The organism is Prolixibacter sp. SD074 (assembly GCF_009617895.1).
Taxonomy (GTDB): domain Bacteria; phylum Bacteroidota; class Bacteroidia; order Bacteroidales; family Prolixibacteraceae; genus Prolixibacter.
Window position 1 is genome coordinate 1,487,471 of sequence record NZ_BLAW01000001.1, and the last position, 18,288, is coordinate 1,505,758.

The 18,288-nt window shown below is 46.6% G+C and carries 17 protein-coding genes; 2 read left to right on the forward strand and 15 right to left on the reverse strand.

All coding sequences use genetic code 11. From position 1 onward, the window contains the following. Nucleotides 1-64 precede the first annotated feature (64 nt). From GJU82_RS06560 to GJU82_RS06570, 3 genes are read right to left on the reverse strand one after another with little or no spacing between them, the layout of a single operon-like run. On the reverse strand, nucleotides 65-337 hold the full coding sequence (locus tag GJU82_RS06560; protein WP_153631414.1) for a hypothetical protein: 273 nt from the start codon (nucleotides 335-337) through the stop codon (nucleotides 65-67). 7 nt (nucleotides 338-344) lie between these two features. Next, complete coding sequence (locus tag GJU82_RS06565) at nucleotides 345-905, reverse strand: sigma-70 family RNA polymerase sigma factor (protein WP_153631415.1); 561 nt, start codon at nucleotides 903-905, stop codon at nucleotides 345-347. 4 nt (nucleotides 906-909) lie between these two features. Then, complete coding sequence (locus GJU82_RS06570; protein ID WP_228488596.1) at nucleotides 910-2,100, reverse strand: alpha/beta fold hydrolase; 1,191 nt, start codon at nucleotides 2,098-2,100, stop codon at nucleotides 910-912. 59 nt (nucleotides 2,101-2,159) lie between these two features. On the opposite strand from GJU82_RS06570, the gene GJU82_RS06575 reads away from it, so the two are divergent. Then, nucleotides 2,160-3,041, forward strand: coding sequence for a sialate O-acetylesterase (locus GJU82_RS06575; protein WP_153631416.1), 882 nt, complete (start codon nucleotides 2,160-2,162; stop codon nucleotides 3,039-3,041). 224 nt (nucleotides 3,042-3,265) lie between these two features. Here GJU82_RS06575 and GJU82_RS06580 read toward each other — a convergent pair whose 3' ends face one another. From GJU82_RS06580 to GJU82_RS06630, 11 genes are all read right to left on the reverse strand, one after another. Then, complete coding sequence (locus GJU82_RS06580; protein ID WP_153631417.1) at nucleotides 3,266-3,922, reverse strand: DUF6261 family protein; 657 nt, start codon at nucleotides 3,920-3,922, stop codon at nucleotides 3,266-3,268. Between the two features lie 731 nt (nucleotides 3,923-4,653). Further along, nucleotides 4,654-5,607 (reverse strand): mevalonate kinase, encoded by a 954-nt coding sequence (locus GJU82_RS06585; protein WP_153631418.1) that lies wholly within the window; start codon nucleotides 5,605-5,607, stop codon nucleotides 4,654-4,656. After that, nucleotides 5,604-6,680, reverse strand: coding sequence for a diphosphomevalonate/mevalonate 3,5-bisphosphate decarboxylase family protein (locus GJU82_RS06590; RefSeq protein ID WP_153631419.1), 1,077 nt, complete (start codon nucleotides 6,678-6,680; stop codon nucleotides 5,604-5,606). The genes GJU82_RS06585 and GJU82_RS06590 overlap by 4 nt, the downstream gene beginning before the upstream one ends. Then, nucleotides 6,673-7,614 (reverse strand): GYDIA family GHMP kinase, encoded by a 942-nt coding sequence (locus GJU82_RS06595; protein ID WP_153631420.1) that lies wholly within the window; start codon nucleotides 7,612-7,614, stop codon nucleotides 6,673-6,675. Before GJU82_RS06595 ends, GJU82_RS06590 begins: the two co-directional genes overlap by 8 nt. Beyond that, nucleotides 7,607-8,929 (reverse strand): hydroxymethylglutaryl-CoA reductase, encoded by a 1,323-nt coding sequence (locus GJU82_RS06600; protein WP_153631421.1) that lies wholly within the window; start codon nucleotides 8,927-8,929, stop codon nucleotides 7,607-7,609. The genes GJU82_RS06595 and GJU82_RS06600 overlap by 8 nt, the downstream gene beginning before the upstream one ends. Then, the gene (locus GJU82_RS06605) at nucleotides 8,926-9,936 is read right to left on the reverse strand and encodes a type 2 isopentenyl-diphosphate Delta-isomerase (RefSeq protein WP_153631422.1); all 1,011 of its coding nucleotides are present in this window, start codon (nucleotides 9,934-9,936) and stop codon (nucleotides 8,926-8,928) included. The genes GJU82_RS06600 and GJU82_RS06605 overlap by 4 nt, the downstream gene beginning before the upstream one ends. 27 nt (nucleotides 9,937-9,963) lie before the next feature. After that, the gene (locus GJU82_RS06610) at nucleotides 9,964-11,112 is read right to left on the reverse strand and encodes an acyl-CoA dehydrogenase family protein (RefSeq protein ID WP_153631423.1); all 1,149 of its coding nucleotides are present in this window, start codon (nucleotides 11,110-11,112) and stop codon (nucleotides 9,964-9,966) included. A 2-nt stretch (nucleotides 11,113-11,114) separates the two neighbouring features. Continuing rightward, the gene (locus GJU82_RS06615) at nucleotides 11,115-13,109 is read right to left on the reverse strand and encodes a biotin carboxylase N-terminal domain-containing protein (RefSeq protein WP_153631424.1); all 1,995 of its coding nucleotides are present in this window, start codon (nucleotides 13,107-13,109) and stop codon (nucleotides 11,115-11,117) included. Next, a complete protein-coding gene (locus tag GJU82_RS06620) occupies nucleotides 13,109-13,897 on the reverse strand; it encodes an enoyl-CoA hydratase-related protein (RefSeq protein WP_153631425.1) in 789 nt (262 codons plus the stop codon). The genes GJU82_RS06615 and GJU82_RS06620 overlap by 1 nt, the downstream gene beginning before the upstream one ends. 86 nt (nucleotides 13,898-13,983) lie before the next feature. Beyond that, on the reverse strand, nucleotides 13,984-15,510 hold the full coding sequence (locus tag GJU82_RS06625; RefSeq protein ID WP_153633331.1) for a carboxyl transferase domain-containing protein: 1,527 nt from the start codon (nucleotides 15,508-15,510) through the stop codon (nucleotides 13,984-13,986). Nucleotides 15,511-15,736: 226 nt separating this feature from the next. Next, nucleotides 15,737-17,047 (reverse strand): MFS transporter, encoded by a 1,311-nt coding sequence (locus tag GJU82_RS06630; RefSeq protein ID WP_153631426.1) that lies wholly within the window; start codon nucleotides 17,045-17,047, stop codon nucleotides 15,737-15,739. Nucleotides 17,048-17,302: 255 nt separating this feature from the next. Here GJU82_RS06630 and GJU82_RS06635 point away from each other — a divergent pair, with 255 nt between their 5' ends. Further along, nucleotides 17,303-17,527: a hypothetical protein gene (locus GJU82_RS06635; RefSeq protein ID WP_153631427.1), complete on the forward strand. Its 225-nt coding sequence runs from the start codon at nucleotides 17,303-17,305 to the stop codon at nucleotides 17,525-17,527. Nucleotides 17,528-17,734: 207 nt separating this feature from the next. Here the strand turns inward: GJU82_RS06635 and GJU82_RS06640 are convergent, their stop codons facing one another. Beyond that, nucleotides 17,735-18,277 carry a hypothetical protein gene (locus GJU82_RS06640; protein ID WP_153631428.1) on the reverse strand — a complete coding sequence of 181 codons (543 nt, stop codon included), beginning with the start codon at nucleotides 18,275-18,277 and terminating at the stop codon, nucleotides 17,735-17,737. Nucleotides 18,278-18,288: the final 11 nt, after the last annotated feature.

The following is an 18,288-nucleotide window of genomic DNA, read 5'->3' on the forward strand; positions in this document are numbered from 1 at the left end:
GTTTCACTGCTTCCTTTTGAATTGGCAATTTCAAAATATCTCGTATTGGTTTGTATTGGTCCATTTAATGATGATTATTCTGTAATTTAATTTTAATTTGTTCTTTTAGCTTTTCAGTATCAGTTATCTCAGCAGGTCTATCGTTAAAATGTTTCTTTATTCCTTCCTCAATAAATTCACTTTGCTTTTCGTACATCGTACAGGCATCGCACATCATTTTGTGCATCTCAAGCTGCATTTTTTCCCTCATTGTCAGTCTTACTTGAAGCTTTTTTTCGATTAATTCCGTTGCTTTCAGACAAGAAAGAAACAGAAAGTGCATTATTTTATTTTTCATCGTCATATCAATTAAACCAATTCTTTTCAACGCATTCCCTCAACTGAAGTTTTGCCCTGTGAATGATTTGCCAGTAATTGGACGCAGAGATATCAAGTTCCTGACAAATCTCGTCACCCCTTTTTTCAGAGAGGTATTTTAATTTCACACAAATGCCCCATTGGTCCGGTAAAGCGTCGAGACATTTATTCAGTACATTCTGGAATTCCTGATCATCCAGCAAATTTGAGGCGTTATCCTGTTCATGCCAGTTTTTTGGTTTACGATTTTCCCGCCAATCTCCCTCTTCGCTGAAAAAAAGTAAAAAAGACTGGCTTTCGAGTCGTACCGGTTGTTTTATTTTTTTACGGTAGTGATCCACAATTTTGTTGTTTAGGATACTGAACAGCCAGGTTTTTGGCGAACTTTCATTTTTAAATGAATCGATTTTTTCTGCTGCAGCAAGGAACGTGTCCTGAACCAAATCGGCAGCAATTTCTGAATCTGACACTTTATGCAAAGCCCAGGAAAACATATCGTCAGTAAACATCTGAACCCAGGAGGAAAGGTCTTCTTCTATTATGTTCATAAATCTACTTTTTTAAAAATTCAGTCAACGGCTTTATAAATCTTTCAAATGTTTCTATATGGGGAAGATGGCCTACGTTATCCAATTCTACCAATGTCGAGTTTGGTATCGCTTTTTGTGTTTTCTTTCCTAATTCATTGTAAAGCCCCATTTTCGACTGTATGTTTTTCGGGGCCCTTTCTCTACCTATCGCTGTCCTGTCGCGTGTACCGATGATAAGCAGTGTAGGGCATTTAATGTTTCCGAATTCATACACTACAGGCTGGGTAAAAATCATATCCATAGTCAGGGCTGCATTCCACGCGACAATTGGGTAATCTTTGTGCAACGTCCAACCAGCTAAAAGGTTAAGCCAACGGTCATATTGAGGCTTCCAGGTATTATCATAATAATATTTTAACTGGTAGTTGCGATAGCTTTCTACTGTGTTCTTCAACTCACTCTGATAGTTAACGTCAATGGTTTGATAGCTGGTCAGGACTTTGTAATCCTCCAGGCCGATCGGGTTTTCCAGAATGAGTTTATCTGTCATTTCAGGATAAGATAATGCAAATCTTGTGGCAAGCATTCCACCCATCGAATGTCCTAATAGAATAATTTTGTTGATTTTCAGGCTATCAAGAATTGATTTGGTGTTTTGGGCCAACTGCTGAAAGCTGTATTGGTAGTATTCAGGTTTGGTGGATTTTCCAAAGCCAATCTGGTCAGCCGCGATTACACGAAAGTCTTCTTTACCCAGCGCCTTTATGGTTTGCTCCCAATAAGCTATACTGAAATTTTTGCCGTGCATGAGCAGTACGGTTTTTCCATTAGGATTTGATGGCAACACATCTACATAAGCCATTTTCAGGTCTTGTCCCTGCGATTTAAACGTATGAAATTTGACCTCAAAAGGGTAATTTACAGTCGTAAGGCCTTTATCCAACGCTACTAATGTATCTTGGGAGAAGCATGGAAAAAATGTGGCCATCACTAAAAGTATTAAGATATTTGTTTTCATACGTAAATAGTTGTTTTTAGTTTGTCTGTATAATAAATCAACACCCAACCAGTTTGAATAACCTTTAACAATAGTTTTCCCTTGATAGGTTTTCAGCCAGTTTTTTGTCATAGAAATCCTTTTGTATTTATTCAATGTTTGTTCAAATAATTCCTCAAAATACAAATAATAATCTTCTCCATAATCCCATCCCATGTCATTGGCGCATTTGTTTCCTGCATTCACGTTCGCTCAACCTACGTTAAAACTTCAGCCTGGTTGGGTATTTCTTCGGGCGAAAGCTGAATACCCGGTTGCATAAACCAGTAGGACTCATTGGTTCGTACTGGGGCGGCTCCTGCGTGCAGGCCTGGACACCGAAAGAGGCCTATAAAGGGAACAGCCAGCTCCGGCACGAAGCCGAAGACCTTCCGGCAGTCAGCTGGTCGCCGGTAGCGCCTTCGGTCATCTATAATACCATGATTCACCCGATACTCAATTACAAAATTGCCGGGACCATCTGGTACCAGGGCGAGCAAAATACCGATAGGCCACAGTACTACGGCGGCCTGTTCAGGGCGATGATCACCAGCTGGCGGAAAGCCTTTAACAACGATTTCCCGTTCTATTTCGTGCAAATTGCTCCGTGGAGCGGTTACGGCGGTTTGAGCGGGGCCATTGTCCGCGAGCAACAGGCGTCGGCACTGAGTTTGCCCAAAACGGGCATGGTCACTGTTGGTGACTTGGTGGATGATGTGACAAACATCCATCCCAAATCAAAAGAACCGGTTGGCGACCGACTGGCCAACTTAGCATTAAAAGAAGTATATGGATTCAGTCAACTGCAACCCTATCAGCCGCAGTTTGCGTCAATGGCCATCAAAGGCAACAAGGCTATCATTACCGTCAAATCGGTTGGAAAACTAACCGTGAAGGGGAAAACCATCGAGAGCTTCCAGGTTGCCGGAAACGACCAGCGCTTCTACCCGGCCCAGGCCAAACTGAAGAAAGGCGGAACGGTTGAAGTGTTTTCGAAGAAAGTGAAACACCCCGTGGCGGTTCGCTACTGTTTCACCAACGGCGGCATGCCCAATTTATTCGATACCAACGGCCTTCCACTGGTTCCCTTCCGGACCGATAATTGGAAAGTAAAATAATATCGGAAGATGAGGGCGTCTGAAAAGGACATCAAACATTTTCAAAATTATCAAATTGAAGGTAGCCACCAGAATTTCACCCCTATTCCGAAGTATCGGAACCCTGAAGGGGACTTTAAGCCGCCCCTTTAGGGGAGGTTTGGAGGGGTAAAACAGAAGGACCGGTTACAATTCGTAAGGTTTTGACCTTGCGGTTTGACTTTTCAGACACCCTCATCTTTTTATTAAAACCGGCTAACTTCTACTTCCAGTTGTTTCACCAGTTCGTTCAAACCGTTGTTCCCGGTTACTTCGGCCTGCATAGGCATAAACATCAGCAGTTTGCGCAGGGCTTCCTCCAGCCCGGGACGGACCGATGTGGCAGCATCCACTTCATCGGCGTCCGATTTTTGCGCGTTAAAAGCCCGCAACGTGGTTTCGAAATCGGTGTTGGCATCCTTCAGCAACGTCAGCCACTCATCGGCGTGCATAGCGGCCAAATCGCCGCCATACCCCGATTCGAGGGTCTCGGACAGGTTCTGGATAATAGCCGACTCGGCTTCGTAGCTCTGCTGAGCAACCCTTTTGCCATTCTTATTAATCTCGTCGAGAATGGTCGCCGCCTTTGCCCCCAGCGACGGGTGCCGCAGGTAATTCTTCACGTGAATACGCAGGGCCGACCACATCTGGTCGCGGAAGCTGTCTTTTTCCGCAATCTCGTCGGCGCTCAGCACCGACTTTTCCATAGCCGCTTTGTACCCGGCGTACGCTTCCTCAAAGCGGCCAAAGTAAAAGTCGATGCCCATTTCCTCGGTTTTCACCGATAAAATCAATTCGTAAATCCGCTTACACAAGGTAAACAGGGCGTTGTTTTTCAACCTGGATAGTGCAATTTCAATCATAGTCCTAACTTTTTTTTGGTTAGTATATACGAGCCGGGAAATTCTTCCCGATTACAGTTCTTAATGCAGCCCGCCCTCCGGAATGTTGCCGACAAAAATCGGCAGCTCATCCGGCCCTCGGGAATGTTGCCGACAAAAATCGGCAGCTCATCCGGCCCTCGGGAATGTTGCCGACAGAAATCGGCAGCTCATCCGGCCCTCGGGAATGTCGCCGACAGAAATCGGCGGCCCAACCTACCCCCCGGAACGCCGGCTACAAAAAATGCCGGCGATTCCTCTCCGTTCGGGCTATTGTTTTTTTCATTATAGCCGTTTCGAAACCCCGGGCATCCTCTATTCCTTTTCTCTTATTACCACGAAAAGCTATATGCTAAGTTTGCTGTCCCATGTCGGCAGGTTTGCCAACTTTTAAAAAAATCTCCACGCAACTTAAATATTATATCGTTAAGAATCAATCAAAATAAAGAACATGCGCGGCGAAAAGTGAACCCTGCTACCGCGAAAAATACGATGATGCCAGGTATCGCCGGCGAACATCCGACTCTTTTCGGGCTACCGGATAGTTGTTTTTGGGGAGGTTATTAACCGGGATGATATCGTACCCCGATAGCCTTTTCCCGGTAGGAAAATTCCTGGTCCGTCAGTTGGACGTGACCATTCAGTAACCGAATAAAAACACCGGGAAGATGTACCATTGGAGGCTAAGGAAGCGCCGGTGGTACATTTTCTTTTTAGGGGCGCAAGCTGTTTTCGTCGACACTTTCGGGAATCATTTCCACAAACAGGCAATTGATTTCGCGTTCGCGGAAATATTTTTCGGTTGCCACGCGATTTTGGGTAAAACCGAGCATATAACCACCGCCTCCCGAGCCACAAAGCTTTAATGTAAAATCACCTGTTTCCAGGCCATAACGGAAATGTTTCCGGAAGCCCATCGGTATCATCGGACGAAAATGGTTCAGCTGAAAACCGGAAATACGCTTCAAAACCGGATGGACTTTGTCGATTTGTTCCAACAACAAATTATTAACGAGCACTTCAATACTTTGGGCTAATTCATTTTCGAAAACTTCGCGGAAAGCAGGGCGTTGATGCTGCTCCATAAACCAATTGACCAGGTCGCCCGTTCCGCCTGGCAGTCCGCTGTCGATTAGGAACACCGCATATTCATCGAAAAAACGCTCCGGCCACCCGGCTTCGACGCTAATCTCTTCCAGGCCTTCGATCCAGAGCGGCCTTTGTACAAACGATACCAGCGGATCCAATCCCGAGCTGGTTCCGTGATAATATGACTCGATGACGGCCATATGCGCCTTAATTTCCGGCAAGGCCTGACCAAGATTCCGTCCATAGCGGTGATACAAAGCAGCCGTGAGAGCGCCGGAACTGCCCACTCCATATTGATTGGGAATATTGGACTGAAAATACAGTCCGGTAGCCAAATCATCCCGAAAGGAGGCCAAATTTAAAAAAGCAGTTGCCGCTCCTTTGTTCTCCAGGAAACCGGCCAGTTCCGTTAAATGCTGATTGGAAATTCGGGCCGTCTTCTTTTCCACCAGGCTCATCTTCCCGCCGGGAAAAGCCAGGTTGCCCCCGTATAACTCAAACGGAAGCGCCAGGCCTTTCGAGCCTGTAATAATACTGTACTCGCCGAATAATAATATTTTCGCGGGGAAACGTTTCATTCATTTTCTACTTTATACGGACCTTTTCCTACCTGGTCATCAATCCATTGGTTGTTTTCGCAGAAAGAAAGTAATTCTTCCTGAATAAATTGCCGAACCAGCACTTTGTCTTCCTCCCGAAAGAGCAAATGCACATTGGGGCCGGCATCCAGCGTAAAACAAATCATCAATCCGGTTTTTTCGCGGAAAGCACGAACCGCATTGATAATATTGAGCGAATTCGGTTTAAGCAACATTCCATCCGCCGAAGAAGCCATCAGCAAACCGTGCAGGCTCAGCGCCTCGCTTTCCACCACTTCGATGAAGGTTTTCTCATCCCCATTCTGAAGGGCCAGCATCATACAGTTCAGATGTTTCCTGGCCTGATGGTACCGACCTTCGGCAAACGGATGATTGTTCATCAATCCATGTCCTGCGGTGCTGGAAACTTTCTTATGGGCGCTGCTCACAATCAACACGGCGTCACGCAGATTCTGCCATTGTCCGGGAACCGGTTGCTCCAACGGCGAGGCATAGCGATCCGACGAATCCGGCAACAAACCATCTTCGCCCCAGGCCACCCAGCCGCCATACACCGAGCGGCACGCGCTCCCCGATCCTAACCGCGCTAAAAATGATGCCCGTCGGAATACATCCTGCGTAGGAGGCTTCCGTAACCCCAACTGTTTTTCCATATCGACTAAACAAAGTGCAATGGCGCTCATGGACGAAGCCGAAGAAGCAATTCCCGCTGAATGCGGAAAGGTATTCGTGCTGCGAAATTCCAGCTCGAAGTTCTGTAAATAAGGCATTTCGGTATGCAAACGTCCCATATATGTGATGACTTTTCGCTCAAAAGCCTTATTCCGCTGTCCATCGAACCAATAAGCAACTTTCAAATCCCCGGAATCCGGCACAGGCTTTTCCAGTTTCCGGTAACGAAGTTGCGTTTTTGTGACCGAATTCTTCAGCGTCAGACTTAACGACGGATTGTTGGGCAACTGTTCCCCGTGCTTTCCCCAATATTTAACCAGGGCAATATTCGAGGGGCTCACCCAGGTCGTTTCGTTCCAGCTGTTTATCTTATCAGTCATTTAAAATTATTTCGTTAAACGGAAGAACAGTTTCATATCCCCGCTCTCCAAACCATTTTCTCACTTCCTTTTCCGGCTGCTTTGTCGCCGCCAGCACAAAATCACCGCCCCATGCGCCCAACGACTTGATGCAGCCGTCAAATTCGGGAAAAAGTTTTTCCTTAACAGGAATCAGACCGGTCATTCCGCCAACCAGTTTTTCGTGCTCATTCAAAAGATTACAAAAGGTATCCAAACCGTCAGCCAATACAACTTCTTCCGAAAGCGCAGATATGCGTACGAATATTTCTTCTTTCACATTCTGCCCGGCGAATGCTTTTACCGCATTCTGTGAGTTCTTCTTTTCGTTCAGGTAAACCAGCCACAGATTATCGGCAAATGACGGCCGAAATTTGGCAGCAATAATCTCCGGCAATTCATTCACCCTTCGATACAGAATCGGACCGTTGGAACGGGCACAGGCCACATCGTATCCGGAACTGTGAAAAACCCGACGGTTCAACTCAAACGGATCACATTTCGCCCAATCAGCCATATTGGAGACTAAAGAACTGCTGGAACCCAATCCCCATCCGGGAAGAAATTCCAACGTAGAAGTTACCTGCAGTGCTTTTTCCTTCTCCAGGAACCCGGAACGCAGTTGTCTGGCAGTCAAAATCAACTCACGCAAAACACCGGCCTTACTTTGGTCGGTGCTGGAAACAACGTCAATCTCCGGCAAACGGAACCGGGCTTCAAACCATTTCCCCGAAGGAGAAGTACTTTCCCATGACAAAACGCCGGGCCCGTTTCCTTCAATCACTTCCATATATTGTCCAAGCCTGGACGGAAGAGCCAGGGCCCTTGCACCCCGAAGCACAGCGTATTCGCCCGTTAGCAATAATTTGCCTCGGGAATAAAATATCCTCTCTTGTATGCTTTTCGTTTCAGGCATTTGCACTCCTGATTTGATTCAGGTATTTCTCCACTTCCGCGTAGGCGATGTTTTTATCGCTGAAATATTGTACACAAGCACTCTTTTCTTCGGTATTAGCCCCTAACTGATTCAGTATATTAGTCAAGTGCATTTTCATGTGCCCTTGTTGGATGCCAACCGTCGTGAGCGATGCAACCGCCGCAAAATTGTTCGCCAGGCCGGCAGCTGCGGCAATCATCATCAAGGTTTCCGCATTAGGGTTCTCCAGCAGTTCCAGCGCCAGTTTGGAAACCGGATGGGTTTTCGTCAGGCCTCCCACCGTCCCGAGCGCTAAAGGCAGTCGCAACGTGTAGCGAAAACGGTTACCGTCGATTTGGGCAAATGTCAGACTGCGGTAATTCCCATTAGAAGCCGCGAACGCGTGACCACAAGCCTCCACCGCCCGCCAGTCGTTTCCGGTAGCCAGCACGACAGCATCCACGCCGTTGTAAATTCCTTTATTGTGCGTTACCGCCCGCGAAACATCCAGCTGTGCAATGCTGCCGGCCATTTCAAATTTCCGGGCAAATTCTTCGGGTTTCAGTTTTCCGCTAAATGGGGCCAATTCATTAATATCACATTCCACCCAACATTCCACCAGGCTATCCGGCGTATAATTCGATAGAATCGACATGATGACACTCGCTTCGCCTTTTCTTTCCGGGTTATTCAATTCATCGACCAAAACGGCGGCCATGGTCTCCAGGCACGAATTGATGAAATTCGCCCCCATGGCGTCGGCTGTTTCAAAAGAAACGTCTACCTGGTAATAGTTTTCCAGGCCTTCTGTTTTATCGACCAACTCAACCGCGATGATACCTCCGTTCCGCTGACGCATCCGTGAGGTCAACTCTTCTGTTGCCGCCAGCATTTTCTCTTTCAGAACAGGAAAAACCTTAGTCAAATATTCAGCTTTCCCTGACCAGGTGAAATGCACCTGTCCTTTTTTGACCATTCCGGCCACCCGGGCCCGAAATCCCCCTAACGAAGCCCAGAACTTGGCTGCTCTTGCTGCAGCGGCAATCACCGAACTTTCTTCAATCACCATCGGAACGATGTAAGACTTACCATTCACGACCATGTTGGGAACGACGCCCATGGGCATAAAGAAGTTGGTGAGGAAGTTTTCGCTAAACTCTTCGAAGAGCGCTTGTGTAGACGGATTTTGATGCAAGAAATTATCGAGTACCAACCGGGAAGCCTCATCAAGTCCCAGCCGGTCTCCTATTAAATCGATTCGTTGCGACCGGTTCAGTTTGGAAAAGCCACTGATAATCCGTTCGTTTTTCGTCATTCAGAATAATTTTCGTTAATCCGAAGAAATGCTTTGGCTATCCGCAAACCTTTCAGCTGGGCTTCCACATAATTTCTCAGCACCTCATATTCCCCCTGGCTGTATTTCAGAAAAGCAGAAGCCTGCGCATAGATGGCCGGCAATTTCGATTTTCCAGTCAGGTAGTAACCGTCGAGGAAATTTTGTATGCCGCCGGAAATAATCAGCTGGCGGCACTTGATTTCTTCACCTCCATCAACCATTTGATTCACCACATCGAGCATCTGCTCAGCGGACATTCCGACCCACACAAATGGCCCATACAACTCTTTGTTCAGTTCGCTGTTGCGTTCCAGCTCGATTCGGGCAAAGTTGGTTCCGCCAAAAGCGCCAAAGTCAACTGCTGCCAATGGAAGTTTTAAAAGCCGGAGCAGGCTCTCCGGGCCAAATCCCTGGCCTACTTCCTTCACGATAACCGGAAAATTCACTTCTTCCAGCAAGCGTTCCACCGTTTCAATCGGCGGATGCTGAATGAAGTTTCCTTCCGGCTGAAGCCACTCCTGCATCGGATTGATATGGACAATCAATCCATCGGCACGAAGGCGATCGATAAGCCGTTCGATTTTGTCTGTCTGCCCCTTATCCAACAGCACCTCCACCTGCGCAATACCCAAATTGGTATAAAGTGGCTGTTGCTCACCGATATCGGCACGGACGTCAAAATCGGGAAAATACGTATCACCATCCAGCAGTTTGCGGCAGGAACCCAGTCCCATGCCCAGTCCAAACTCACCACAAGCCCGGGCCAGGTTGTGGTTAATGGTATTAGCCAACCTGGTACCGCCGGTCATGCTCGAAACCCAAACCGGAGCTTTCAGCTTCTTCCCGGCAAACGGAATTTCTTCCGGTTCGCCTGCCGGATGCCCTGACAACATCGGTTCGTAGAAGAAGCGGTTATCAGCAGCTATTCCGTTCATCTGCGACTGAAAAGCCAGTTTGATGTGATCCAGTTTGCGATCGGCGCCCATGGTTATCTGATTTCGTTGGAAAACAGTTTACGATTTTAAGACATAACGGCCAATGACCATCCTTAGAATTTCGGAAGTTCCTTCACCAATCTGAAGCAAACGCTGGTCACGATAGAAACGCTCGATATGATTTTCGCGGAGCAAACCGTATGCTCCGTGAACCTGAACCGATTCATCAGCCACATATTTGGCTACTTCCGAGCAATACAACTTCGACATCGCCGCTTCTTTTCCGAAAGGTTTTCCGGCATCTTTTAACTGGCAAGCCCGGTACAGCGTATTTCGGGCCAGCTCAATACGCATCGCCATTTCAGCCAGTTTAAAGGAAACCGCCTGGAATTCGGCAATCGGCTTACCAAACTGCTCACGTTTCCTGGCATGTTTCACGGCCATCTCGAAAGCGCCCTGCGCCAAACCGAGTCCCATGGCCGCAATCGACAAACGTCCGCCATCGAGTGTGGCCAGCATAATCTTGATGCCTTCGCCACGCTTTCCCAGTAAATTTTCTTCCGGAACGTGGCAATCAGTAAATTTCATTTTGCCGTTGTCCACCGAACGCCACATCAGTTTTCCTTTCACCGGCCAGGTTTCGTACCCCGGGGTAGTCCGTTCTACCAATATGGCGGTCAATTCTTTCTTACCCTCCTTTTCGCCGGTTATCGCCTGCAGTGTAATGCCCGACGCAATTTCCGATGCGCTGTTCGTGATGAACATCTTGGAGCCGTTGATAACCCACTCGCCATCGACCAGTTCGGCACGCGATTCCACACCTTTTGCATCGGAGCCGGCAGTCAATTCGGTCAATCCAAATGCCCAAAGTTTCTCACCTGTACACAAACCCGGAATGAATTTCTTCCTCTGTTCCTCCGTACCATAAGAATAAATTGGCGCAATCCCCAGTGAATTATGGGCAGCTATGGTAGCAGCCGGAGAGCTGTCCACACGGGCCAATTCTTCCACGGCAATAATGTACGATAAGGTATCAAGCCCCTGTCCGCCGTATTCCCTGGGAATGGCAATTCCAAAAAGTCCGGCTTCACCCATTTTCCTCGTCAAATCAACCGGGAAATGCTCGTTTTCGTCGTTCCCAATTGCAACAGGGTAAATCTCCTTCTCTGCAAAATCCCTGATTCGCTTACGATAGTCTGCGTAGTGTTTGGGCAATAATTCGTCCATAGTTAAATATCCTCCAGAATAATTAAAGGCATTTCGTCAGTTACCTGGCTGCCTACTTCCACAGCAATGGATTTGATTTTTGCTGCGCGGGGCGATGTGACGTGGTTCTCCGATTTCATGGATTCGATCACCAGCAACACCTCCCCTTTTTTAATGGTTTGTTTATGTTTGACTTGAATATCGATAATCTTTCCGTGCAGCGGCGAGCGGACCACCGCTTCATTTTCGGCGGTTTCAGGCTCTTCCCCAGCCGCTTCACCGTAGTAATCTTCCAGTAAATCCGGGCTGGTCACATGAAAATGGAAACCATCAGCATCCAGCCACTTACCGGCAACCGGATGATTTGACCAGGAAATTACGTGGTTCTTCCCGCCCAGGGAAACCGTTAACCACTGATCTTCTGTTTCTTTTACTGAAACCATCCGCATTTTAGCCCCGGTTTGTAACTGAAAACTATTTCCCTCCCGGGAATGAAAAGCAACCGAAAACATCTGACCGTCAACAGCTATCTCTACTTCATTTTTTAAACGAAGAAATCCGACCTGTTCCCAGGTATCAGCCGCGTTATTTTGCTTTCGCAGAAAACCGAGGTACAAATACGCAGCCAACAGCACTTCCCGGGAAATATTCTCCCGGCCCTGCTGTAATCCATCCAGGTGTTCTTCCAGCTGTTCGCCACAATAAGCGGTGTGTATGTTGTTGTTTGCGAAAGAAGGTTCTTTCAGCAAATATTTCAGATACAAAAGGTTGGTCTTCGGGCCGTGAACCGTCAGTTCATCCAGTGCCAGCTGCATCTTCGCCAACGCATCGTTTCGGCTTTCGCCGAAAGTAATAATCTTGGCAATCAGCGGATCGAACAGACTTCCGGCAACATTGTCTCCATCCAAATCGGTTTCCAGCCTGACACCATTTCCGGGCAACCGGTAAAAATGAACCGGTACAGACGACGGCGCAAACGCTTTTTCCGGATCTTCCCGGTAGACACGGACTTCGATAGAATGTCCCTTCAGTGAAACATCACTTTGCCGAAAGGAAAGCGGCCTGCCGGAAGCAATTCGCAATTGTTCCCGAACGATATCTACTCCAGTCGCCTCTTCGGTTACCGGATGTTCCACCTGGATACGCGGGTTCATCTCCATGAACCAAAAGCGGCCATCGGGTTCCACTAAAAACTCTACTGTTCCGGCGCCCGAATAGTTGGTTCTTTTTCCCAACAACAAAGCTGCATCGAGGAGTTTCTTCTGCACGGAAGCCGGAAGATTCGCTGCAGGCGCTTCTTCTAATATCTTTTGATGATTCCGCTGCAGCGTACAGTCACGTTCGAAAAGGTGGACCAGGTTACCGTGGCTATCGCCTAAAATCTGCACCTCGATATGGCGGGCCTTTTCAATGTAAGGTTCAATGTACACTTCGCCGTTACCAAAATAATTAGCAGCAGCTCGCGATGCCTGGGTCAGTTTTTCATTTAGCTCGTCAGCCGAACCAACAATCTGAATACCTTTTCCACCACCTCCGTGGGAAGCTTTAATTAACAATGGATACTCCAGCGTTTGGGGTTCACCGTTCAATTGTCCGGCAACCAATGTTTGTCCGAATAACACAGGAATTCCCAGTTTTTGAGCAAACAGCTTGGCTTCCATCTTATTCCCCATCAGCCTCAATACTTCCGCATCAGGGCCAATGAAAATGATACCGGCTTCGGCGCAAGCTTCCGCAAAGCGATAATCTTCCGAAAGAAAACCATAGCCCGGGTGAATGGCCTGGGCACCGGATTGGACCGCTACCTGAATCATCTTTTCAATATTCAGGTAGGTATCGTTCAGCGAACCTTCTCCGAGCGATACCGATCCGTCAGCCTGGCGAACATGCAAAGCACCGGCTTCCCCTTCGGAATAAACCGCTACCGCGGAAATGTGCATGGAACGCGCTGCGCGGATGATCCGAAGAGCAATTTCACCCCGGTTGGCGATTAATATTTTTTCCAGTCTCTCCATCATCAGGGCCAATCGGGAGTTCGTTTCTCTAAAAATGCAGCAATGCCTTCCTGGGCTTCGGGAGTAACCCGCACTTCTGCCAACAGTTCCGGCATTTGTTTCATATATTCGTTCATCAATGTTCCGTCGGTCAATTCATTGATTAGCTGCTTAGAGCGAACAACAGCACGCGGTCCCCCCTTCAGCATCTGTTCCAACAACTGGAGGATGAACCGGTCCATTTCTTCAACGGATTCGAAAACCCGATCAGCTAAACCATTTTCAAAAGCCTCAGTTCCGTTAAAATGGCTCCCTGAAAAAATCAATTCTTTTAGCCGCGAGGGTTTCATTCGTTTCAGCAGCAAAGGTGTAATACTGGCCGCCACCAGTCCAAGACGGGTTTCACTCAATGAAAACCGGGCGCGGGTAACCGTATAAGCCATATCGCAAGCTGCCAACAATCCGGTCCCGCCACCAAAAATATTACCATACGCAGCACCAATCACCACTTTCGAACTTCGATAAATGGCCATCAGCATTTGTGTGAGCAACCGGCTATCTTCCAGGTTCTCCGCTTCACTTAACGTTGCTGATTCTTTCATCCAGTTCAAATCGGCACCGGCACAAAAGGATTTCCCGTGGCCACGAATCACAACGAAACGAAACCCCGGCTGTACTTCTGCCCACTGAAAAAAACGGTGCAGCTCAACCATCATCTGACGGTTAAGCGCATTGTGCACTTCACTTCGGTTTAACCAAAGATTTAATGTTTTTCCTTCCGGTTTAACCGATATGGTTTGGTATTCTTCCATAGACCAATGCTTAGGCAAATCAATCAGGTTATGCAAATACAGATTTCCCTGTGAATCTCGTTTTATCAATCAATTCAACACTTATTCTACATACGGTAAATACCGGTTTTAGGTTCAGCAATTTTCCGGTTTAGTGATACGGAAACAACCAGGCCCAGCACACTGCGCGTCTCGGTAGGATCGATAATACCATCATCCCAAAGGCGAGATGTGCTGTACAGTGCGCGACTTTCCTCATCAAACTGGCTGACCAAATCGGGTGCGCCGCTCTTTTCACCTTTCTTTCCGATAGACTGCAACACCTGTGATGCCTGTTCACCTCCCATCACCCCGATGCGGGCGTTGGGCCACATAAACAGAAAATTCGGGTCATATGCCCGGCCCGCCATTGCATAATTTCCGGCACCATATGAACCACCAATAATCACCGTAAAACGAGGGACACTTGCCGTGGCCACTGCATGAATCAGTTTTGCACCATTACGGGCAATGCCCTCCTGTTCGTATTTTTTTCCGACAATAAAGCCGGTGATATTCTGCAAAAACAACAACGGAACCTTCCGGAAGTTGCATAATTCGATAAAATGAGCCGTCTTTAACGATGCCTCCGACGTAAGGAACCCGTTATTGGCAATAATCCCTACCGGGAATCCCATCATCCTGGCAAAACCGGTAATAATGGTTGTTCCGTAACGCTCCTTGAATTCCTGGAACTTGCTGCCATCTACCAAACGGGCTATAATTTCCCGCATTCGGACCGGCTTTTTCAAATCGACCGGAGCCAGGCCATACAGGTCAGAAGCTTTGTACAAAGGAGCTTCCGGTGGAACCACATCCAACATCTGTTTATCGGGCAATGGCAGCGTTTCAATAATATTACGGCACTTTTTCAGGGCATCAATATCGTTCTCCGCCAGGTGATCAGCAACACCCGAAATTCCCGTGTGCACCAGTGCGCCACCCAGCTCTTCCGCGTCCACATCTTCGCCGGTAGCCGCTTTCACCAAAGGCGGACCTCCAATGAAGATGGTTCCCTGGTCCTTCACCATGATGGTTTCGTCGCTCATGGCCGGAACATAAGCGCCGCCAGCCGTACAGGAGCCCATTACTACCGAAATCTGCGGGATTCCTTCCGCCGACATCCGGGCCTGGTTATGGAAAATGCGGCCGAAATCAAACCGATCGGGAAATAACCGTGCCTGCTCTGGCAGGAATATTCCCCCCGAATCGACCAGATATACACACGGCAAATTATTCTGCATGGCAATCTCCTGTGCCCTGAGATGCTTCTTCAACGTTTCGTGCACGTAGGTACCACCTTTCACGGTTGCATCGTTGGCAATAATTACCGTTTCGCGGCCATGGATACGACCGATACCGGTAATGATTCCTGCCGATGGGAATTGGTTATTATATTGATCGTATGCAGCCAAAGGCGAAAGCTCCAGAAAGGGAGTCTGCGGATCAATCAGTAAACTGATGCGTTTACGTGCCGGCAGTTTTCCCCGGTCCAGATGCTTTTTCAACGCTGGCCCCTGCTCCCGATCAACTGTCTGCCTGAGCGCTTCCCGGTAGGAATTCAGCACATTTTCATACTCCCCGGCTCTTTCCATAAAGTCAGGAGACTGCTCGACTATTTCGGATCTAAGCTGTTTCAATTCTGCCGCAATATAAGAGTTTCATGTCTTAAATGAATATAAAAGTTTTTTGTTCAATTAAATTTGTACAAAAATGAAACAAAAGGGCAGGATTTTTTCAACGGATATTGAATATCAACCAACAAACCGGGGAATGAGTAACAAATTGAGCCGAATCATTCAAGATAGGAAGTATGAACGTTTAACTTTGTTGTGGGTTGTGAACGCGGGTTGCGAGCAGGAATATCAGTACGGCAATCGTAAGGGAGAACATTCCGGCCGTATAATAGCTACCGGTTTGCGTTTTGCTCAAACTAAAAATCAAAGGAGCAATAGCACTGCCAAAAACAATCATCGACATGTTAAAGCCCGAAATGGCGCCGAGGTGCTTTCGGCCAAAGTAGCGGGGAAATGCCACCGCAGAAAGAACAGTATATATACCGCTCACAATTCCGTTTCCTATAATCAACACATAATAGGCCCATCCATCACCAAGCAAAATTAACCCAACAGAAGACAATATGCCTCCCAATGCCATAATGAAAAGAAGATATTTCAAACGAACGAAATCACTGATGTAATTTCCGCCAATGGAAACAATGACGGAGATAACCGTAGCTGGAAGGAAAATCCCCAGCGCTTTGGATTCATCCATTCCAACGGTCTTAAAAATGGATAAAATATGAAAGGTTAATCCGGTAATAAAAAATCCGTTATAGGTATTGGCGATAGCAACGCCCCAGAATGCAATTGTCTTTCGTGCCTCTTGCAAAGTAAACTGTTTTCGATTCTGCTGAAGTTTCTCATTTTCGGTTAAAGGATGAGTCATTTTGCCATCGGGAACGAGTCCGCAGATTTCCGGATTATCGCGGTAGAAAACCAATACAAGTACAGCGAAAAGTAGTAATAATACTGCCAGCCAACGCCATGTCCCAAACCATTCGAACCGGTTGATCCCCCATGCCAAAAACAGTGGCGACAACGAAAAGCTGAAACTAACAAAAGCACTGCTCAGTGCATTGGCAAGACCACGTTTCCGGTCGAACCACTTCATGATCATGTTGCGCGACGCCAATGTCATTACGCCTTGTCCTGAAAAGCGAATCAGGAAAAAGAGCAAACTCATAACGAACACGGCAAAATAGGACAAGGGTAAAAACGCAAGTCCTTTCCCCAATAAAACAATGGCTGGGGAAAACGATGCCAATACCAATGCAAAAGCCAGGGTAAGTGTAGCTCCACTCATTACCAGGCGAACTCCGTAACGGTCGTACCATTTTCCCGCAAGGGTGAGAAACAGCGAACTGCCAATCGTGCCAAACATATACGCCAGGCTGATTTGGTCGCGCGAGATGTTCAACTCACCAATCAGGTGGTCGGTGAATACCGAAACACCCATCGTTTGTCCCGGGATACTGAACAAAACCCCCAGGGTTCCTATCAACACAATAAACCAACCATAGAAGAATGGCCAACGATCGGCCCGAAAAGGGATTTTAGCGTAGTTTGGCATAAGAAAGAAATTAAGATGCAAAGGTATAGAATCAAAACTTCTGTGGAATGTTTTGGGAACTTACGCGTGCAGCTTTAACGGAAGCTTTAAATGGAATATTTCTGCCCCGGTATTTTTCTTGTCCCAAATCGATACCTCCAACGAATTACAAAGATTAAGATTTGTTCATTTTATTTAAGAGATAAAGGTCAGGAATTTAACGAAGCCTGATAATATCAAAAACCCAACGGTCCGATTTAAGCATTTGGTAACGAGATGAAGCCATCTATTGAGACCGCTAAAAAAATAGCAAAGCTGGTTGGCACAACCGTAGGTTATTTATTGGGGAAAACTGACAAGGAAAATATTCTGAAAGACCCCGAGATGCTTAAACGCCTTAACGAGATTGAAAAAATGGAAGAGGCCGACAAAGGGCATATTCTTTCGGTTATTGATGGGTTTATAAAATCCATTAAGATTAAAAATATCGCTGCATTGTAAAAAGAAAGAGGGTGTCCGAAAAGTCCAAAGAGCATTTTCAGAACTATCAAATTGTAAGTACAGCTTTAGTTATTTACCCCTAAATCCCCTGAAGGGGACTTTAAGCCTCACCTTTAGGGGAGGTTTGGAGGGGTAAATCCAAGATTGCTTTCAATTTGAAAGTAAACACTTTTCCAATTCAACTTTTCGGACACCCTCTTTCTTTTATTAATATGTTGTCTTCTTTTTAAACTTACCTTTTTTATTGTATTTTTCAATGTAATTTATAGAACCATCTCTTTTATAGAAAATCAGCTTCTCAATAGGTTTTCCTTTATTAAAGAATCCTTCTACTCTTTTATTTCCATTTGCGTAATAGTCTACCTGTTTACCCTCACATTCTTCACCACAACAACAATATCCAATAAAATTGGGATGTGAAGTCGGTTCAAGACAGGGAGTAATAGTCATTAGCCTTAGGGTATCACTGTAACTTCCGGCAGAGTTGAAGTGATATTCCTTTCCTAATTGTGTGCTATCAATCATAGTAAGGGCATATGACAATGCATAAGCACCGGTATCTTTTAATTGAAGAAAGCCTGAAGAATCTTTGACCGAAAAAATCTTGTCACCTTTTTTTAGACCAAAAAAATCTATCCTTTTAACTTCTTCTGTACAAGGATTGTAACAATACAAGTTAAATAAGACATCTTGGCAAATTCCCTTCAGTGACAACAATAAAAAGAATACTAAAATTAAATTTGTTCTCATCTCTGTGGAGT

Coding starts and splice junctions, on each gene's coding strand:
- GJU82_RS06560 (WP_153631414.1), bottom strand. CDS start 337: ATGAAAAATAAAATAATGCACTTTCTGTTTCTTTCTTGTCTGAAAGCA.
- GJU82_RS06565 (WP_153631415.1), bottom strand. CDS start 905: ATGAACATAATAGAAGAAGACCTTTCCTCCTGGGTTCAGATGTTTACT.
- GJU82_RS06570 (WP_228488596.1), bottom strand. CDS start 2,100: ATGGGATGGGATTATGGAGAAGATTATTATTTGTATTTTGAGGAATTA.
- GJU82_RS06580 (WP_153631417.1), bottom strand. CDS start 3,922: ATGATTGAAATTGCACTATCCAGGTTGAAAAACAACGCCCTGTTTACC.
- GJU82_RS06585 (WP_153631418.1), bottom strand. CDS start 5,607: ATGAAACGTTTCCCCGCGAAAATATTATTATTCGGCGAGTACAGTATT.
- GJU82_RS06590 (WP_153631419.1), bottom strand. CDS start 6,680: ATGACTGATAAGATAAACAGCTGGAACGAAACGACCTGGGTGAGCCCC.
- GJU82_RS06595 (WP_153631420.1), bottom strand. CDS start 7,614: ATGCCTGAAACGAAAAGCATACAAGAGAGGATATTTTATTCCCGAGGC.
- GJU82_RS06600 (WP_153631421.1), bottom strand. CDS start 8,929: ATGACGAAAAACGAACGGATTATCAGTGGCTTTTCCAAACTGAACCGG.
- GJU82_RS06605 (WP_153631422.1), bottom strand. CDS start 9,936: ATGGGCGCCGATCGCAAACTGGATCACATCAAACTGGCTTTTCAGTCG.
- GJU82_RS06610 (WP_153631423.1), bottom strand. CDS start 11,112: ATGGACGAATTATTGCCCAAACACTACGCAGACTATCGTAAGCGAATC.
- GJU82_RS06615 (WP_153631424.1), bottom strand. CDS start 13,109: ATGATGGAGAGACTGGAAAAAATATTAATCGCCAACCGGGGTGAAATT.
- GJU82_RS06620 (WP_153631425.1), bottom strand. CDS start 13,897: ATGGAAGAATACCAAACCATATCGGTTAAACCGGAAGGAAAAACATTA.
- GJU82_RS06625 (WP_153633331.1), bottom strand. CDS start 15,510: ATGGAAAGAGCCGGGGAGTATGAAAATGTGCTGAATTCCTACCGGGAA.
- GJU82_RS06630 (WP_153631426.1), bottom strand. CDS start 17,047: ATGCCAAACTACGCTAAAATCCCTTTTCGGGCCGATCGTTGGCCATTC.
- GJU82_RS06635 (WP_153631427.1), top strand. CDS start 17,303: ATGAAGCCATCTATTGAGACCGCTAAAAAAATAGCAAAGCTGGTTGGC.
- GJU82_RS06640 (WP_153631428.1), bottom strand. CDS start 18,277: ATGAGAACAAATTTAATTTTAGTATTCTTTTTATTGTTGTCACTGAAG.